The organism is Bradyrhizobium sp., assembly GCF_035935975.1.
In the GTDB taxonomy this organism is placed as follows: Bacteria; Pseudomonadota; Alphaproteobacteria; order Rhizobiales; family Xanthobacteraceae; genus Bradyrhizobium.
In genome coordinates this window covers 1-15,516 of sequence record NZ_DASYWN010000042.1, presented here as the reverse complement: position 1 = coordinate 15,516, position 15,516 = coordinate 1, and the positions used below count along the sequence as shown (strand labels likewise).

The window sequence follows — 15,516 nt, the reverse complement described above, 5'->3', positions numbered from 1 at the left end:
GGCTGGTCCCGGATGGTGATGCGTCATCCGCTTCTACCCGGGAAATATGTGAGGTTCCTGACTTACCGCAAGGAGGGGAGCGTCAGTGCACCACAGGCCCGCCCGCCTTCTTCCAGGCGTCGATGCCGCCGGCGATGTGGGCGGTGTTGGTGAGGCCCGCTTCCTTCGCAGCCGCAACAGCCATCGCCGAGCGTTCGCCGAACGCGCAGAAGAACACCACGCGCCGGCCCGTCGCGGCCGCAACCTCGCGCAGCATGCCGCCGGGCTTGAGGTTCTCCTCGACGGACGGGTACGGCGTGTGCAGCGCGCCCTCGAGCATGCCGTGCTTCATCCGTTCGTTGGTCTCGCGCAAATCGACCAGCAGGATGTCGGGCCGGTGGAGCGAGCGGATCGCCTCGACCGCACTGAGCGCGCGGCCCTCCTTCTCCAGCTCGTCCTGATGCAGGCCGACACGCATGTTGGCGGGCACCGCGACGTCCATCATCTTCGGATTGGGCAGCTTCAGGTTCGCCATCAGCTCGATATATTCATCCACCGAACGCACCTGCAGCCGCGGATTGTAGCGCTTCTCCTCGCCGATGGTGGAGACGGTGTCGCCCTTGTAGTCGTGGGCGGGGAACACCATCGTCTCGTCAGGCAGCTTCAGCAGCCGGTTGAATATCGAATCGTATTGCGCACGCGACGAACCATTCTGGAAATCGGTGCGGCCGGTGCCGCGGATCAGCAGCGTGTCGCCGGTGAAGACGCGGTCGCCCATCAGGTAGGAATAGGAATCGTCGGTGTGGCCGGGCGTGTACATCACGTCGAGCGACAGGCCCTCGATCGTCACCTTGTCGCCGTCGGCGACACGCATGGCCACCACGTCGGCCTTGGTCTGGTCGCCCATCACGGTCATGCAATGGGTGCGGTCGCGCAGCTCGCCGAGGCCGGTGACGTGGTCGGCATGCAGATGGGTGTCGACGGCCTTCACCAGCTTGAGGTCGAGCTCGCGCAGCAGCTGGCAATAGCGGTCGACCTTCTCCAGCACCGGATCGAGAATCAGCGCCTCGCCACCGGGGCGGCTGGCGAGGACGTAGCTATAGGTGCCCGAAACGCTGTCGAAGAGCTGGCGGAAGATCATGGCAGAACCCGGCGTGAATTGATTTCGACGATTCTACTACGGCACCGGCAGACAAGAGAAGCAATTCACTGTGTAGAGAGGAGAATTTAGAAAATTTTTATCCCGCGTGATGGGGTGGGGGGCGGTTTTGCTGCAGATCCTCGCTCCACCCACCGCTGTCATCGCCCGCGAGGGCGGGCGATCCAGTATTCCAGAGGCCGCAGTTGGGTACGGAGGGGCCGCGGCGTACTGGATTCCCCGCTTTCGCGGGGAATGACACTGAGTGTGTGGCGACGACGTGCCCTGACAAAAGGCTCAGGGGCTCACCACCGTGTACCCATTCTCCGCCAGGAGCTGCCCGCGCCCGATCTGCACCGGCGTGGCGGCCGCATCATCCCTGTCCCGCGATGCCCGGATTGCCATCGACGCCCGTCAGCGTGACGCCGGAGCCCAGCCGCTCCGGAAACATCCGGCCCGAGCGCAGATATTTGCCGACGACATCCCACACCGGCGCGCCCTGCTGGGCATTGACCGAGGCCCAGCCCGCGACCTTGTAGTGCCTGCTGGCGTCGAGCGACTTGCCGTTGGCGAGCTTGAGCTCGGAGATGCGGCTGCCGACCGCGTTGGTGGGGCTGCAGACATAGTCGAGCCCGCCGGCGCGCACCATGTCGCCGCCCTGCTGGTAATAGGGATCGGCGTTGAAGAGGTTGTCGCAGATATCCTCCAGCACGTCCTTGATCTGCGCGCCGGTCATCTCCTGCACATAGGTCTCGGGATAGGTGATCGCGGTCTCTGCGAGCACATCCTCCATGGTCATCGGCTGGCCCGACAGCGCGGTGACGCCCCAGCGGAAGCCCGGCGACAGCGCGATCTCGGCGTCGAGCTCGGTGCGCAGCGCGGTGCAGATCAGCTCGTCGACCGGACCTGCGAAATTGTCGCGGCGATAGAGCAGGCGGTCGGGCGTTGCGATCTTCTCCGACCAGTCGGTGACATGCGGTGCCCGCAGCTTCCCGATCAGCTCGGCCATAGCCGGATCCGGCTTCAGCAGCTCGGAATAGACCGGCAACAGATGATATCTGACGTCGCTGACCTTGCCCTTCTCGATCGCGAGATCGAGCACGCCCAGAAATTTCCCGTTGGAGCCGGCATTGGTGACGAGCGTCGTGCCGCCGGCGTTCTTCACCGGGATTGGCTGTGGTATGGCGTCATGGGTATGGCCGCCGAGGATGACGTCGATGCCGGTGACGCGGCTTGCGAGCTTGAGGTCGACGTCCATGCCGTTATGCGACAGCAGGATGACCGCGTCGACCTTATCGGTGCTGCGGAGGCCATCGACATGCTTCTGCAGTTCTTCCTCGCGGATGCCAAAAGTCCAGTCCGGCGTGAAGCGCTTGGGATGCGCGATCGGCACGTAGGGAAACGCCTGCCCGATGATCGCGACGCGGCGCCCGCCGAGCTCCTTGATCGTGCTCGGCTTGAACACTCGCCCGCTCGCCTTGTCGAAGGCGGGCGCGTCGTTGAACGCGGCTTCCTCGGTCAGGAAGACGTTTTGCGCCAGGAACTCGCCCTTGAAGCGCTCGAGATTGTCGCGCAGCACCTGCTCGCCATAGGTGAATTCCCAATGCCCGGTCATCGCCTCGATGCCGAGCAGATTGGCGACCTCGACCATGTCGCGGCCCTGCATGATGTTGGCAAGGCCGGTGCCCTGCCAGAGATCGCCGCCGTCGACGAGCACGGCGTGCTTGTCGCCGACATCGCCGCGCAGGCGGTCGATCAGCGTCTTCAGATGGGCGAAGCCGCCGAGCTTGCCGAAGCGGCCCGCCGACTTCTCGAACTCGAAGCAGGTGAACGCATAGGCATCGGCGCTGTCGGGCCGGATGCCGAACCGTTCGAGAAAGGCGCGGCCGACCAGGTGCGGCGGCCGTCCCGCCATCTCGCCGATGCCGATGTTGACGCTGGGCTCGCGGAAATAGACCGGGTTGAGCTGCGCATGCGTGTCGGTGGTGTGCAGGATGCGCGCATTGCCGAACCGCTCGAGGTCGTAGATGCTCGCGGTGTCAGCGCCGCGCGCCAGCCGCGGCAGGCTAAGCGATGCAGCGGCAATGGCTGTGCTCTTCAGGAAATCGCGGCGGCGGATCGCCATCCAAAATTCTCCGCGCCTACTCTGGGCAGTTCGAAGGGTCCACTAAACTTATTCTAGCGGATTTCCATGGCCTTCCAGGCCTCTTTTTCAGACGTCGCCTGGAAGATGGACGCCTTCGCCAGCGCCTCGGCTTCCCTGGAAGCGGCAACCGCGCGGTCGAAATCGCCGCCGTCGGCCGCCTTCTTGGCTGCCGCCAGCGCAGATACGGTCACGGTCCACTGGTTGCGCATGCCGGCTGCCTCCTTGGAGGCGGCCTCCGCTGCGGCATAGGCCGCCTTGTAGTCCGCCTCGCTTGCCGCGCGCGCTGCTGGCGCGAAGCTCAGGCTGAGCAGAATGGCCAAGGTAAGTGACGGCTTCATGGCCGCGCTCCCGGGCCCGAAATCGGCAGGCCGTTGGCGACGTAGGACAGGAAATATTCGACGTCGCGATATTCATCCGCCTGCGGCTCCAGCGGAACCGCGCGGGTCTGGCTGTTGCAGGTGACGAAGCGGCGGCTGGTCGTGCCCATGCCGCTCCATTCGGAGCGGTAGATCGGCATCGCGTTCAGGATGCCGAGCGCCGGTGCCAAAATCTCGGCGCGGATGCGCTCGCCCGGGCTCTGAACATGGCAGCTCGCGCAGGAGAAGTTCATCTGGCCGCGGCGGGTGTAGAAATAGCGCTTGCCGTTCTCGAACGCCTCCAGCGCGCGCGGATCATCGGGAATCTTGATGTCCATCAGCTTGCCGCGCGAGGTGTAGGCCATATACGCCGTCAGCGAGGCCATCTCGTCCCTGACGTAGGAGTAGGGCGCCTCGCCATTGGCCTCGCGGCAGCGGTTGAGCGCGAGCTCCAGCGTGACGACCTTGCCCTCTTTCGTGTCGAAGTAAGGATAGTTCTGGCGAATGCCGATGCCGCCGTTCGGGAAGCAGTCGGCATAGGTCTTGCCGTTCTTGAACGGTGTCGCGAACATCTCCTTGCCGGCATCGAGCGCGAACTCGTAAGGCGGAAATTCTTCCTTCTCCTGCCACTGCCGCTTCATGTCCGCGTTCATCGAATACGGACCGTTGACGAAGTCCTCGTGCTTCACGGTCGGAAATTTCTGGAAGAAGAAATTCTGGAACGCCTTGGCGTCCGCGACAGGATCGACCTTGTCGGCCGCGACCACGCGCGGAGACGTCAGCGCGAACGCGACGAGCGCGGCGCCAAGCGAGCCGAGCAGGAGGGCGGAGCGAGCCTTCATCACGCGATCTTCGCGGTGGTCGTGTCCGAGCCGCCCTTGTTGTCGGTCCAGGAGATCTTGAGCTCGTCGCCTTTCTTGGCGCCCTTGAAGCTGAACTTCACATAGGGGTCTTTGGAGACTGCGGTGCCCCAATTGGCGACGAAGACGTCCTTGCCGTTACATTCGAACTTCAGCTCCCGGATGTAATGTGCGGGGATCAGCTCGCCCTTGGCGTCCTTCACCAGGCCGGTATCCATGGGGTGCTGGATCAGCGTCTGCACCTCGGTGATGTCACCGTTGGCGGTGGCGCGTACGCGAATGCTGGATGCCATGTCTGTTCTCCTAGCCGCCGCAGCCGCCGACGGTGACCTTCACTTCCTTGGTCGCGCTGTAGAGCTTGCCGTCGGCCTCGACGATCGCGGTCACGTTGGTGGTCTTCGCCATCTTCAGGCGGTTGGCGACGGCAGGGATGGTGCCGTCGGCAAATCTGTAGGACGCAGCCAGTGCGTTCGGGTTCTCGGCGACGAAGAGCGAGATCGAGGTGACCTTGTCGAGCGTCGTCGCCACCGCGATCGGGACTACGCCGCCGTTCTCGGCGATCTCGGGCGCGTCGAGCTTGACCTTGTCCGAGGGCTCGACGGTCTTGCCGTAGAGCGCCTTGATCGCGTCGGCCTCGTTCTTCTGCTTGAACGCCTCTTCCGGATATTTGTCGTTGGCGGCCGCCAGCGCAGGGCTAACGCCGAACGGCAAATTGCCGAGGCCGAGCAGCGCGACCGAGGCTGCGCCCTGAAGAATCAGGCGCCGCGTCGGAAAGGGACGGGTCGTCGTAGTCATCAGAGGTTCTCCTGCACAGTCTGTTGGTGCGCCGGCGGTCACAGGGTTTGCAGGAAATCAACGATCGCGCTGATCTCCTGCTCGGTCAAAATCCGGTTGCGGCCGAACGGCGGCATCATGGTCTGCGGGTTACGCTTGGTCTCGTCGAAAATGATCGCGACCAGCTCGTTGCGATCAGGGTATTTTGATTTGATGTCCTTGAGCTCCGGGCCGATCGTACCGGGCAGGTCGCCGCCCTTGATCACGTGGCAGGTCAGGCAATTGCCCTTGCCGCGGTCGAAGGCGAGTTTTTGGCCGTCGGCGACGGCTGATTGCGCGCGCGCAGAACTGGCGGAAAGGCCGGCCAGGAAGGCTAGCGCGAGGAGCAGGGCGGGCTTGCGGAGAACAGCGATCAAGGCAACGTTCCGAGGCGTTATATCGATGGTGGTTCGCGGAAATATAGTGTTCCAAAGCACAAAGGGCATGCCCTGACAATCAAGACTATGCAGGGCGCAAAATGGCGTTAATATCTTCCGCATTGCAACTGAAGAGATAGATCGTTCATCGGCCGGGTTTCGCCGGCATCTGTTCGGGGCGTTTGGCCCTTGCTTGCGGTTTGGTCCGCTTTCTCATTTCCCGGGGACGTCAATTGGCTGACTATGTCGTTGAATTTGGCAGGGACGGCGGGCGCGTCGAGCCCGATGGCCGGCTTGATGCGCCGGCCTTTCATCGCAACCACGAGCCGCTCTGGGCGGCCCTGGAAAAGCATCTCGCAGGTTACACCGGTAACGTGCTCGAAGTCGGCAGCGGAACCGGCCAGCACGTGGTCTATTTCGCGGGCCATACGCCCGGCCTGACCTGGTGGCCGAGCGACCTCAACCAGCGGCACGTCAGGAGCATCGAGGCCTGGCGTGTCCATTCGGGCCTGCAGAACATCCGCTCTCCGCTGCGGGTCGATCTCTCCGATCCCGACTGGTGCCCGGAGATGAAAAGCGGGCAGGCGCCGACCAGCCTCGCGGCCGTGTTCTGCGCCAACGTCATCCACATCGCGCCGTGGAATGTGGCGGAAGGCCTGTTCGCCGGCGCCGGCCGCTACCTGCGCGCCGACGGCAAGCTGTTCCTCTACGGCCCGTTCAAGCGCGACGGCAAGCACACCGCGCTCAGCAACGCCGTGTTCGACACGTCATTGCGGGAAGGCAATCCGGAGTGGGGCGTGCGCGATATCAGTGATGTCGAGACGCTCGCGAAGGCTGCGGGCCTCAGACTCGTTGATACGATCGAGATGCCCGCGAACAATCTGACGCTGGTGTTTTCGCGAGACTGAAGCGCTGCTGATCTAGGTCTGGGTGCGCGCCACAAAGGCGGTGCGCTCCCTCCCCCCCTTGCGGGGGAGGGCGGGGGAGAGGGGTAGCCCCAAGCGAGGTCTCAGTTTGTGGCTACCCCTCTCCCTGCCCCTTCCCCGCAAGGCTATCCGATTCACACATCGGTTTGGCCCATCTGCGACTGGCGCATCAACAGATTGGCGCCGCGCTTCATGGCTTGGAACTCGAGCCAGCCCTGAAGCATGACGATGGGGCCCGGCTTGCCGTAATAGCCCGTCCATCCGCCAAGACGCGCGCAGACCCAGGCAGCGCGCGCGAGCGAGCCCTTCGGATGGGGGTTCTTCTGCCGCTCCGTCTTGCCTTCAAGGTCGGCGCAGCAGGCCTCGATCAGTGGAATGTCCTCGGGCTTGAATGCATCGCTCAGAGGCCGCAGCGGTCCCGGACCACCATCGCGGGCGTGCACCAGTTGCTGGATGCACACCGCCGCGATCAGCGTCGCAGTTATCAGCCGGTCGCGGGGTGCCTTCTCCTCGATCTGCACATCTTCAATGTCGAAGCCTGCGCTCTTGAGGACGCGGAACAGCTGTTCGATTGCCCAACGTTGCCGATAAAGCTCGACCATCTCCCAAGCCTCGGTCTCGCTAACCACTGCGTGTGTCGTCAGAAGCCGCCAGTGGATCGGCGCCTCGCCAGTCGGCGGGTTGACTTCGCGGACATCAATCACGTTCACGGCTACGCTTTCCGGCAAGCCGGCGCGTAATCCATGCTTCGGTCGCGCAAGTTTCGCCGGCATGAAGCGTATTTCAAGCTGCGCGATACGCCGCCTGCGCCCGGGCCTAGCAGGCAAATCAAGTTCAGCCCGCCCCATCGCAGGCAGTGCATCGGCCCGGGCAAACAGCGCATCACCATCACCATCGGCAAGCGCACGGTCATGAGCCGCACGTACCAGCAGGTCGACGCGTTCCGGACGCAGCGCAAACGCTTCAAAGATATCGCTCTCCCGATCGGCAATCACCGTGACAGAAGCAGCGCCCGCGCACACAGATGCTGCATGGTCGGCGCCTTCCAGCCATCGGAAGCTCTCTTTTTCTTCAATCGGTACGGAGCGGCGCGCTGCTCGCCGGCCTCCCTTGCGCTCCAGGAAGCAGCCTCCGATCAGCCCCAGGATCGCCCCGTCCTGCGCATCCACGGCCAATACGGCATGCAGATACTCGCCCCCGCCGCCTTCCGAGCGGAGCACAGTCGTGTCCTGGATCGCCAGGACATGCCGTCCCACGCAGCGTTCTGCCGTCCCTCCGGCTGCCTCCGCCAGCATCTCCTCGCAGCTGAACGCTTCATTCCGCAAAAGCCGCGTCAGGCGGATCTCTCCTGCCCGAGACCCGCCCAATCGACGCACCCGCAGCTTCCTGCCACCCGAGGCAACAAGGCGGCCCAGAAGGAACGCCCCCCTTTTTGCAGGCGACGGTCGCCAAACCGTCCCAGTCCAGTCTCCATGCTGTCCTCCTAGCCAGTCGGACAACACGGAATCAGACATCCTTCCCGTCTTCAACCTCGATGTGTGAATGCCGTAGCTCCTTGCGGGAGAGGTGATGCTTGCACTCTAGCGGCGTACCGGGTCGCCCGGTCAAGCCGGGCGACGACAGCGGAGGATGGGGCGAGAGCGCCTAAAAATTCCCCTTATCCATCAAGGCCCTCTCTACTGTGCATGGGGTTGTTTTCGCACTTTTGCTGGTTCCCGACCCGAAACCCGATTCCTAAAATTGTGCGGAATTCCCCAAGGTTCCATTGAGCACGCCTCTTAAGGGCCAGAGAACCTGAACCGGCTTAGGCTGACGCGCCAAACCTAGTCCCGTGTCTCCATGCTTTTGGGGAAGCCATGAACGCGTCAGTGAAACCCGCCGCCAAACGCCGGCTCCTGCTCGCCTCCGACCGGAGCGACGAGAGCACCGAGCTTGCCAGCATTCTGAAAGCGGTCGGCGACGTCTCGACGGTGACGACGCAGGAAATTCCCGAGCAGCCGGCGCGCGACCTGTCCGGCCTCGTCGTCGACATCAATTTGCGCTCGCCCGAGAGCGTGCAGCGTGTCCGCAACAAGCTGCGCGGCGAGGGCTATCGTTCGATGCCGCGGCTGTTCGTGCTGGCCGATGCCCTGCATCACGGCACCATGCAGGCCTGGGCTTTGGGCGCCACCGACACCATCTCGCGTCCGCTCCAGCCCGACGCCATTCTTCAGCGTATCCGCGCGGCTTTCCCCGACACCGCCACCTATGACGCGACCGATCGCGGCAAGACGCTCAACCGCGGCGTCGAGGCGGCGCATGCGGTGCTGGCCAAGATGTTCGAGAAGCTGCCGCTCGGCGTGCCGCTGACCTTCGACGACGTCATCGCCGCCGAGAGCAAGATCCTGAAGGCGATCAAGCACTCCTCGCTGCGCGAATGGCTCACGACGGTCGGCTGCCACCATGTCGGCAGCTATCGTCACTGCCTGTTCGTCACCGGCTTTGCGGTCGCCTTCGCCCAGCATCTCGGCATGCGCGAGGACGACCAGCGCCGCCTGACCCGCGCCGCGCTGCTGCATGACGTCGGCAAGGCCTTCGTTCCCTCCGTGCTGCTCGACAAGCCCGGCAAGCTCACCGACGAGGAAATGGCCGAAGTCCGCCAGCATCCGCGCCGCGGCTACGACGCGCTCGCCGCCCAAGGCGGCTTCCCGCCGGAGATGCTGGACGTCGTCCTGCACCATCACGAATTCCTCGACGGCTCCGGCTATCCCAACGGCTTGTCGTCGAACCAGATCAGCGACATCGTGCGCCTGACCACCATCGTCGACATCTACGCCGCTCTGGTGGAGAAGCGCGCCTACCGCATGCCCTTCACCCACGCGCGCGCCTTCACGATGATGGAAGGCATGGGCGGCAAGCTCGACCAGCAATTGTTGCAGGCGTTCCGCCCGGTGGCGCTGGGGTCGTTCTAGGCGAGATGCCGTAGGGTGGGTTACGCCTTCGGCTAACCCACCCTACAAAGTCACCCCACCATCTTCCTCAGCTCCGCCTTCGCCACCTTCTCCAGCGTCGAGCGCGGCATGTCATCGACCAGCCGGATCTCGCGCGGCAGCTTGAAGTCGGCGAGGCCCTTGCGGCAGGCGGCCATCACGTTGTCGTGCAGATCGGGCGCGGCGCTTGCGACGCCGCCATGCGGGATGATGAAGACGACAGGCACCTCGTCCAGCATCGGATGCTTCTTCGCCACCACCGCCGCCTCGCGCACGCCGGGCACGAGCGCGATCACCTGCTCGATCTCGGAGGCCGCGACGTTCTCGCCGCCGACCTTCAGCATGTCCTTGGCGCGGTCGCCGAACTTGATGAAGCCGTTTGTCAGCCGTTCGACGCGGTCGCCGGTGAGGAAGAAGCCGTGTGCGTCAAAACTCTCGCGCGTGGCTTTTTCGTTGTGGAGGTATTCGGCGAACAGCGACAGGCCGGGTATGCCCTTGATCGCGAGATTGCCGGTGTCGCCGACCTCGGTCGGCCGACCGTCATCGTCGGTGATGCGGATCTCGTATTCCGGCGCAGCGCGCCCGATCGACATCGGAATGTTGGGCTGATCGACCTCGCCGATGATGCCGTGGGTGATGGTTTCGGTCATGCCCCACCAGCCGATCATCTTGACGCCGAATGCGGCGAAGGCCGGCGGCTCGTTGATCGCGGTGCCCCACAGGCGGAATTTGTGGTCCTTCGGGATTTCCTGCTCGAGCAGCGCCTTCATGCAGAAGGGAATGGTCGAGGTCCAGGTCGAGCCATGCTCGCGTGCCACGCCCCAGAACCGGCTCGCGGAGAAGCGCGGCTGGATCACGCAGGTGGCGCCGACCCACAGCGTCGCCAGCATCGAATAGGCCAGCGCATTGGTGTGGAACAGCGGCAGATAGGTCTGGTGCACGTCGCCGGCATGTAGGTCCTCATGCGCGGCGTTGATCTTGGCGCCCCACAGCGCGTTGGCATGGGTCCACAGCACCGCCTTCGGCCGCGATGTCGTGCCCGAGGTGTATTGTACGCTGCACGGCGCCAGCGGATCGGTCGCGCGTTGTGGCCGGTCCGCGCTGTCCACGAACAGGGATTCAAAGCTGTCGCCGCGCGAGACGGCCTGCGCAGGTGCTGCGCCGGCATCATGCGAGGTCACCGCCATCCAGCGAATGTTGCGGCAGTTCTGCGCGACGATCTCCGCATAGGCCGGCTGCGTGATCGCGGCGACCGCGCCGCAATGATCGGCAAAATATTCGATCTCGGCGGGCGCCGAGCGGGTGTTGGTGGTGACCGCGATCGCCCCGAGCTCGACGCAGGCAAACCAGGCCAGCAGCGCCTCGATGCAATTGTCGAGATGAATGAGAACGTATTCGCCGGGCTTCACGCCGCGCTTCGTCAGCCCCGCCGCGAGCGCGCCGACCCGCTCGTGAAACTCGCCATAGCTCCAGCGCCGCGCCGGCGCATCGAACGGCGCCCAGATCAGGAACGGATGATCGCGGCGGACTTCCGCTCGCATCTTCAGCAGCCATGGCACGTCGAGCCCGTCGAACGGGCCCACGATTCCGGCGGTCTTTTGAATGGACATGTCTCCTCCCGTGCAGCCTGCATCTTGCTGGCGGCTGCCTTTTGATTATTGCGTCTTCCTGCCATCGGATGGCGCGCGGCGCAAATCGCGGGGACGTATGCAGCAGTGCGCGTGGGCCGCGCGCCTCAATCCTCGTACGACGAGATCTCGATCAGGCTGCCATCCGGGTCCCGGCAATAGACCGAGCGCAGCGTGCCGCGGGCGCCCTGCTTGGGAACCGGGCCTTCCTCGATCGCGACGCCATGTGCCTGCAAATGCGCCACCACCTCGTCGGGCGCTGCGGAGGTCAGGAAGCACAGATCCTCACTGCCCGCGGTCTGGTGATCGGCGGTAAACCATTCCACCTTGTCGGCATCGCGCGGCCGGACGTTGATCTTCTGGTTACCGAATTGAAGGGAAGTCCGCGGCGCTTTGCCGCCGCCGGGGTCGAACACCTTGACTTCCATGCCGAGAATCTTGCGGTACCACTCGGCGGTCACCGCGACGTCGGCGACATTGATGACGAGATGATCGAGGGCTTCGACCTTGACCGGCATGCCTTATCCTTTCGTCGTGATGCGCCCCACGCACTTTCCGCGCTGCGCAAGCTTTGTTACAACCGCGACGACGCCAGTTTCAAGCTATCCGGACTTTAAGAACAACACCTGGGAGAACCCTTGAGATGATCACTCGCCGTTCCGCGCTGGGCCTGCTTGCCGCCACGCCTCTTGCAGCCAGCCCGCTGTCGAAAGCCTTTGCCGCGGATTATCCGTCCCGGCCGGTGAAGTTCGTAGTCGGCTATCCGCCGGGCGGCGCCACCGATATTCTGGCTCGCCTGATCGGTCAGCGGCTGTCGGAAAAATTCGGACAGCAATTCGTCATCGAGAACAAGCCGGGCGCCGGCAACAATATCGGCACCGAATCGGTCATCAATGCCGAGCCCGACGGGTACACCGTGCTGCTGGTCAATCCGGCGAACTACATCAACGCCACGCTCTACGCCAATCTCAAGTTCAACTTCGTCCGCGACATCGCGCCGATCGCCTCGTTCCAGCGCGTGCCGAACGTGATGACCGTGAACAAGGACGTGCCCGCCAAGACCGTCGCCGAGTTCATCGAATATGTGAAGGCCAATCCCGGCAAGGTGAACATGGCCTCCTCCGGCAACGGCACCTCGGTGCATCTGTCCGGCGAGATGTTCATGGCGATGACCGGCTGCAAGATGCAGCACGTGCCCTATCGTGGCGCGGCGCCCGCCATCACCGACATGCTCGGCGGCCAGGTGCAGGTGATCTTCGACAACATGCCCTCGATCATCCAGCACATCCGCTCCGGCTCGCTGCGCGCGCTCGGCGTCACCACCGCGCAGCGCTCCCCGCAGCTGCCCGACGTGCCGGCGATCGGCGAGACCGTGAAGGACTACGAGGCGAGCGCGCTGTTCGGCATGGGTGCGCCGAAGAACATGCCCAAGGATCTGATCGCCAAGCTCAACACCGAGATCAACGCGCTGATGAAGGAGCCCGACATGACCAAGCGCCTGGTCGAGCTCGGCGGCGATCCGCTGGTCGAGACGCCGGAAGCGTTCGGCAAGGAGATCGAGGCCGAGACCGCCAAGTGGAAGAAGGTCGTCGAGTTCGCCGGCCTGAAGGTCGAGTAGCGATTTCGTGATGATCGGGAATGGAGCCCTGCCATCAGGCAGGGCTTTTTTCTTGCGTGGGTTGCCGCGCTGATCTGGAATAAGCCGGCGCGGCGAAACCTGATGTCAGATGGCGCCGTATCTCGCGCCGTCAGGAGAGGAGTTGGGATCATGCGCAAGACGCAATTGGCGCTGCTGACGCTGGGCGCGACGGTCCTTGCCGGTGTCGTCACCGTCACGCCCGCGGCGGCGCGCGACTATCCCTGGTGCGCCCAGGGCGGCGAATATGATTATCCCGGCGAATGTGCCTACAGCACCTATGAGCAATGCCAGGCCAGCGTCTCCGGCCGGTTGCTGTACTGCGACCGCAACCCTCGCCTGGGTTACGGGCAGCCGCCGCAACCGCAGCCGCACCGCCGTACGCGGGCCGCGGCGCCGTACTGATCGCGCCGCGTTCCACGAAGCACCGTGCAGAGCGCATTTTCGCGTGATCGCCCCGGAATAAACCGGCTCCGCAAGCCTTTCTCTCAGTGAGGTCGCATGTCGGGCGGCGAACATGGGAGATTGGTCATGCGCAAGGCGCAGTTTGTGCTGGGCACCATGGTTCTCGTTTGGCTCGCCGGCAATAGCCCGGCGCGCGCGGATTACGCCTGGTGCATTCAGGATTCGGAGTTCGGCTATCCCGGCGACTGCGCGTATCAAACCCGCGAGCAGTGCATGGTGAGCGCGTCCGGCCGTAAGGGTTTTTGCGGTCCGAATCCTGCCGTGCTCGCGCGACCGTTGCCTCCGCCCTCACTGCGCGGCCGGCGCGTCCCGCCGACCTAGTCACGCCTTTCGCGTGCCGGCGGCCCGCTGCGGATCACGCAGTCGTGCAGACCCATGCATGGAAGCCCCCGCTTGACGTCCGGTCGTTCGCGTCTATACTAAACCATATGGTTAAGTATCAGGGCGAGGCACTGGACCGGACGTTCGCGGCGCTGTCCGACCCGACCAGGCGCGCATTGCTGGCGCGTCTCGGCGAGCAGGAGAGCCTGTCGGTGAGCGAGCTTGCCGCGCCGTTTCCGGTCTCGCTGCCGGCAATCATGAAGCATCTCGACGTGCTCACCGACGCCGGCCTGATCGTGCGGGAGAAGAGCGGCCGCACGGTGTCCTGCCGGCTCACCGCGCAGCCGATGGAGCAGGCGATGAACTGGCTCAATCGCTACGCGCAGTTCTGGTCCGAGACCTTCGATCGCCTCGCCGCCTTCGTGGAGGAAGAGACATGGCCAATGCAGCCGTCAACGCCCAGTCCCGTCCAGCCGACGCAGAGCGCCCAAGCCTTGAGCCCCCAAGCCTTGAGCGCCCAAGCCTCACGCTCACGCGCCGGCTCCGCGCGCGGCCGGAAAAAGTCTACGCCGCCTGGACGCAGGCCGCGCAGCTAGCGCAATGGTTCGGGCCGCCGAACATGAAGCCGGCGACGCTGAACGCCGAGCTCGACGTTCGCAGCGGCGGCCGCTTTCGCATCAGCTTCACTCGCGATGACGGCGAATATTTCGAAGCCGGCGGCAGCTATCGCGAGGTCGTGCCGAACGAGCGGCTGGTCTTCACCTGGGCCTGGCACTCGACGCCGGAGCGTGAATCGCTGGTGACGATCACGTTCAAGCCCGACGGCGAGGGCACGCTGATGATCTTCCATCACGCCCAGTTCTTCGACGAGACCGCGCGCGACAACCACCAGCGCGGCTGGTCGTCGTTCTTCGACAAGCTCGACGCCTTCGTCGCCTGACCTCATGGAGGACACTATGCAGCAACATCAGATCGTCTCGCGCGAGCAATGGATCGCCGCACGCAAGGCCCATCTGGCGCATGAGAAGGAGTTGTCCCAGGCCCGCGAGCGCCTTGCCGAGGAGCGCCGCGCCCTGCCCTGGGTGAAGGTCGACAAGGCCTATCTGTTCGAGGGGCCGAACGGCAAGGTGACGCTCGGCGACCTCTTCAAGGGCCGCCCGCAGCTCGTGGTCCAGCACGTGATGTTTGCGCCCGACTGGGACGCTGCCTGCAAGAGCTGCTCGTTCTGGGCCGACGGCTTCGAGCGCATGGTGCCGCATCTGGCCGCGCGCGACACCAGCATGGTCGCGATCTCGCTGGCACCGAGCGCCAAGCTCGAAGCCTTCAAGAGGCGGATGGGCTGGACGTTCGACTGGGTCTCTTCCGGCGATAACGACTTCAACTACGATTACGAAGTCTCATTCACGCGCGAAGAGATCGACAAGGGCGTGCCCAGATACAATTTCGGCACCACGCCGTTCTATGGCCCGGAGCTGCCCGGCATCAGCGTGTTCTACCGCAACGAGGCCGGCGAGATCTTCCATACCTATTCGTGCTTCGCCCGCGGCCTCGACATGATGAACGCGGCCTACCAGTATCTCGACCTCACTCCGCTCGGCCGTCACGAGGACGGGCTGCCCTATCCGATGGACTGGGTCCGCCTGCGCGACCAGTACGAGCCGCAGGCGAAGGGGGCGTGCTGCCACGGGTGAGCTCGTAGTGGGGCCGTAGCCCGGATGGAGCGCGGCGCAATCCGGGGGGCTTGCCACAAGTAGCAGAGGTCCCGGATTACGCTGCGCTCCATCCGGGCTTCTGTAACGGGCCTCGGTTAGTCAATCCCTTTTTCGCGTCATCCTCTCACCGGGAACCTGCTTCTGTACGGGATCGGCGCTATGGCCGTCGCCTGATGGGGTTCTAAGGAGG

Annotated in this window: 17 protein-coding genes and 1 pseudogene; 8 read left to right on the top strand and 10 right to left on the bottom strand. The window is 64.3% G+C overall.

Going from position 1 to position 15,516, the window contains the following annotated elements:
* Positions 1-82: 82 nt before the first annotated feature.
* From VGR99_RS25930 to soxX, 7 genes are all read right to left on the bottom strand, one after another.
* Positions 83-1,120: an MBL fold metallo-hydrolase gene (locus VGR99_RS25930; protein WP_326902483.1), complete on the bottom strand. Its 1,038-nt coding sequence runs from the start codon at positions 1,118-1,120 to the stop codon at positions 83-85.
* Between the two features lie 370 nt (positions 1,121-1,490).
* Positions 1,491-3,242 carry a thiosulfohydrolase SoxB gene (soxB, locus tag VGR99_RS25925; RefSeq protein ID WP_326902482.1) on the bottom strand — a complete coding sequence of 584 codons (1,752 nt, stop codon included), beginning with the start codon at positions 3,240-3,242 and terminating at the stop codon, positions 1,491-1,493.
* Positions 3,243-3,295: 53 nt separating this feature from the next.
* The gene (locus VGR99_RS25920) at positions 3,296-3,601 is read right to left on the bottom strand and encodes a hypothetical protein (RefSeq protein ID WP_326902481.1); all 306 of its coding nucleotides are present in this window, start codon (positions 3,599-3,601) and stop codon (positions 3,296-3,298) included.
* A complete protein-coding gene (gene soxA / locus VGR99_RS25915; protein WP_326902480.1) occupies positions 3,598-4,461 on the bottom strand; it encodes a sulfur oxidation c-type cytochrome SoxA in 864 nt (287 codons plus the stop codon). The genes VGR99_RS25920 and soxA overlap by 4 nt, the downstream gene beginning before the upstream one ends.
* Complete coding sequence (gene soxZ, locus VGR99_RS25910) at positions 4,461-4,772, bottom strand: thiosulfate oxidation carrier complex protein SoxZ (protein WP_326902479.1); 312 nt, start codon at positions 4,770-4,772, stop codon at positions 4,461-4,463. Before soxZ ends, soxA begins: the two co-directional genes overlap by 1 nt.
* A 10-nt stretch (positions 4,773-4,782) precedes the next feature.
* Positions 4,783-5,274, bottom strand: coding sequence for a thiosulfate oxidation carrier protein SoxY (gene soxY / locus VGR99_RS25905; protein WP_326902477.1), 492 nt, complete (start codon positions 5,272-5,274; stop codon positions 4,783-4,785).
* A 38-nt stretch (positions 5,275-5,312) separates the two neighbouring features.
* Entirely contained in the window at positions 5,313-5,666 is a 354-nt protein-coding gene (gene soxX / locus VGR99_RS25900; protein WP_414645176.1) for a sulfur oxidation c-type cytochrome SoxX, read from the bottom strand.
* Positions 5,667-5,902: 236 nt separating this feature from the next.
* Between soxX and VGR99_RS25895 the strand changes: the two genes are divergently transcribed.
* Positions 5,903-6,577 (top strand): DUF938 domain-containing protein, encoded by a 675-nt coding sequence (locus tag VGR99_RS25895; RefSeq protein ID WP_326902475.1) that lies wholly within the window; start codon positions 5,903-5,905, stop codon positions 6,575-6,577.
* 152 nt (positions 6,578-6,729) lie between these two features.
* Here the strand turns inward: VGR99_RS25895 and VGR99_RS25890 are convergent, their stop codons facing one another.
* Positions 6,730-7,971 carry an IS4 family transposase gene (locus VGR99_RS25890; RefSeq protein WP_326902474.1) on the bottom strand — a complete coding sequence of 414 codons (1,242 nt, stop codon included), beginning with the start codon at positions 7,969-7,971 and terminating at the stop codon, positions 6,730-6,732.
* Between the two features lie 480 nt (positions 7,972-8,451).
* On the opposite strand from VGR99_RS25890, the gene VGR99_RS25885 reads away from it, so the two are divergent.
* A complete protein-coding gene (locus VGR99_RS25885; RefSeq protein ID WP_326902473.1) occupies positions 8,452-9,546 on the top strand; it encodes an HD-GYP domain-containing protein in 1,095 nt (364 codons plus the stop codon).
* A 50-nt stretch (positions 9,547-9,596) separates the two neighbouring features.
* On the opposite strand, the gene VGR99_RS25880 is transcribed toward VGR99_RS25885, so the two are convergent.
* Entirely contained in the window at positions 9,597-11,174 is a 1,578-nt protein-coding gene (locus VGR99_RS25880; RefSeq protein ID WP_326902472.1) for an ATP-dependent acyl-CoA ligase, read from the bottom strand.
* A gap of 125 nt (positions 11,175-11,299) precedes the next feature.
* Positions 11,300-11,710 (bottom strand): VOC family protein, encoded by a 411-nt coding sequence (locus VGR99_RS25875; protein ID WP_326902471.1) that lies wholly within the window; start codon positions 11,708-11,710, stop codon positions 11,300-11,302.
* 125 nt (positions 11,711-11,835) lie between these two features.
* Between VGR99_RS25875 and VGR99_RS25870 the strand changes: the two genes are divergently transcribed.
* From VGR99_RS25870 to VGR99_RS25845, 6 genes and pseudogenes are all read left to right on the top strand, one after another.
* Complete coding sequence (locus tag VGR99_RS25870) at positions 11,836-12,810, top strand: tripartite tricarboxylate transporter substrate binding protein (protein WP_326902470.1); 975 nt, start codon at positions 11,836-11,838, stop codon at positions 12,808-12,810.
* 150 nt (positions 12,811-12,960) lie between these two features.
* Positions 12,961-13,233, top strand: coding sequence for a DUF3551 domain-containing protein (locus tag VGR99_RS25865; RefSeq protein WP_326902468.1), 273 nt, complete (start codon positions 12,961-12,963; stop codon positions 13,231-13,233).
* Between the two features lie 126 nt (positions 13,234-13,359).
* The gene (locus VGR99_RS25860; protein WP_326902466.1) at positions 13,360-13,614 is read left to right on the top strand and encodes a DUF3551 domain-containing protein; all 255 of its coding nucleotides are present in this window, start codon (positions 13,360-13,362) and stop codon (positions 13,612-13,614) included.
* Positions 13,615-13,721: 107 nt separating this feature from the next.
* Positions 13,722-14,210, top strand: coding sequence for a metalloregulator ArsR/SmtB family transcription factor (locus tag VGR99_RS25855; protein ID WP_326902465.1), 489 nt, complete (start codon positions 13,722-13,724; stop codon positions 14,208-14,210).
* Positions 14,211-14,221: 11 nt separating this feature from the next.
* Positions 14,222-14,554, top strand: a pseudogene (locus VGR99_RS25850) (SRPBCC family protein); the annotation flags it as partial.
* Between the two features lie 16 nt (positions 14,555-14,570).
* Positions 14,571-15,305, top strand: coding sequence for a thioredoxin family protein (locus VGR99_RS25845; protein WP_326902464.1), 735 nt, complete (start codon positions 14,571-14,573; stop codon positions 15,303-15,305).
* Positions 15,306-15,516 lie beyond the last annotated feature (211 nt).

Coding starts and splice junctions, on each gene's coding strand:
- soxY (WP_326902477.1), bottom strand. CDS start 5,274: ATGACTACGACGACCCGTCCCTTTCCGACGCGGCGCCTGATTCTTCAG.
- VGR99_RS25875 (WP_326902471.1), bottom strand. CDS start 11,710: ATGCCGGTCAAGGTCGAAGCCCTCGATCATCTCGTCATCAATGTCGCC.
- VGR99_RS25865 (WP_326902468.1), top strand. CDS start 12,961: ATGCGCAAGACGCAATTGGCGCTGCTGACGCTGGGCGCGACGGTCCTT.
- soxA (WP_326902480.1), bottom strand. CDS start 4,461: ATGAAGGCTCGCTCCGCCCTCCTGCTCGGCTCGCTTGGCGCCGCGCTC.
- VGR99_RS25930 (WP_326902483.1), bottom strand. CDS start 1,120: ATGATCTTCCGCCAGCTCTTCGACAGCGTTTCGGGCACCTATAGCTAC.
- VGR99_RS25885 (WP_326902473.1), top strand. CDS start 8,452: ATGAACGCGTCAGTGAAACCCGCCGCCAAACGCCGGCTCCTGCTCGCC.
- VGR99_RS25845 (WP_326902464.1), top strand. CDS start 14,571: ATGCAGCAACATCAGATCGTCTCGCGCGAGCAATGGATCGCCGCACGC.
- VGR99_RS25855 (WP_326902465.1), top strand. CDS start 13,722: ATGGTTAAGTATCAGGGCGAGGCACTGGACCGGACGTTCGCGGCGCTG.
- VGR99_RS25860 (WP_326902466.1), top strand. CDS start 13,360: ATGCGCAAGGCGCAGTTTGTGCTGGGCACCATGGTTCTCGTTTGGCTC.
- soxB (WP_326902482.1), bottom strand. CDS start 3,242: ATGGCGATCCGCCGCCGCGATTTCCTGAAGAGCACAGCCATTGCCGCT.
- VGR99_RS25920 (WP_326902481.1), bottom strand. CDS start 3,601: ATGAAGCCGTCACTTACCTTGGCCATTCTGCTCAGCCTGAGCTTCGCG.
- soxZ (WP_326902479.1), bottom strand. CDS start 4,772: ATGGCATCCAGCATTCGCGTACGCGCCACCGCCAACGGTGACATCACC.
- VGR99_RS25880 (WP_326902472.1), bottom strand. CDS start 11,174: ATGTCCATTCAAAAGACCGCCGGAATCGTGGGCCCGTTCGACGGGCTC.
- VGR99_RS25870 (WP_326902470.1), top strand. CDS start 11,836: ATGATCACTCGCCGTTCCGCGCTGGGCCTGCTTGCCGCCACGCCTCTT.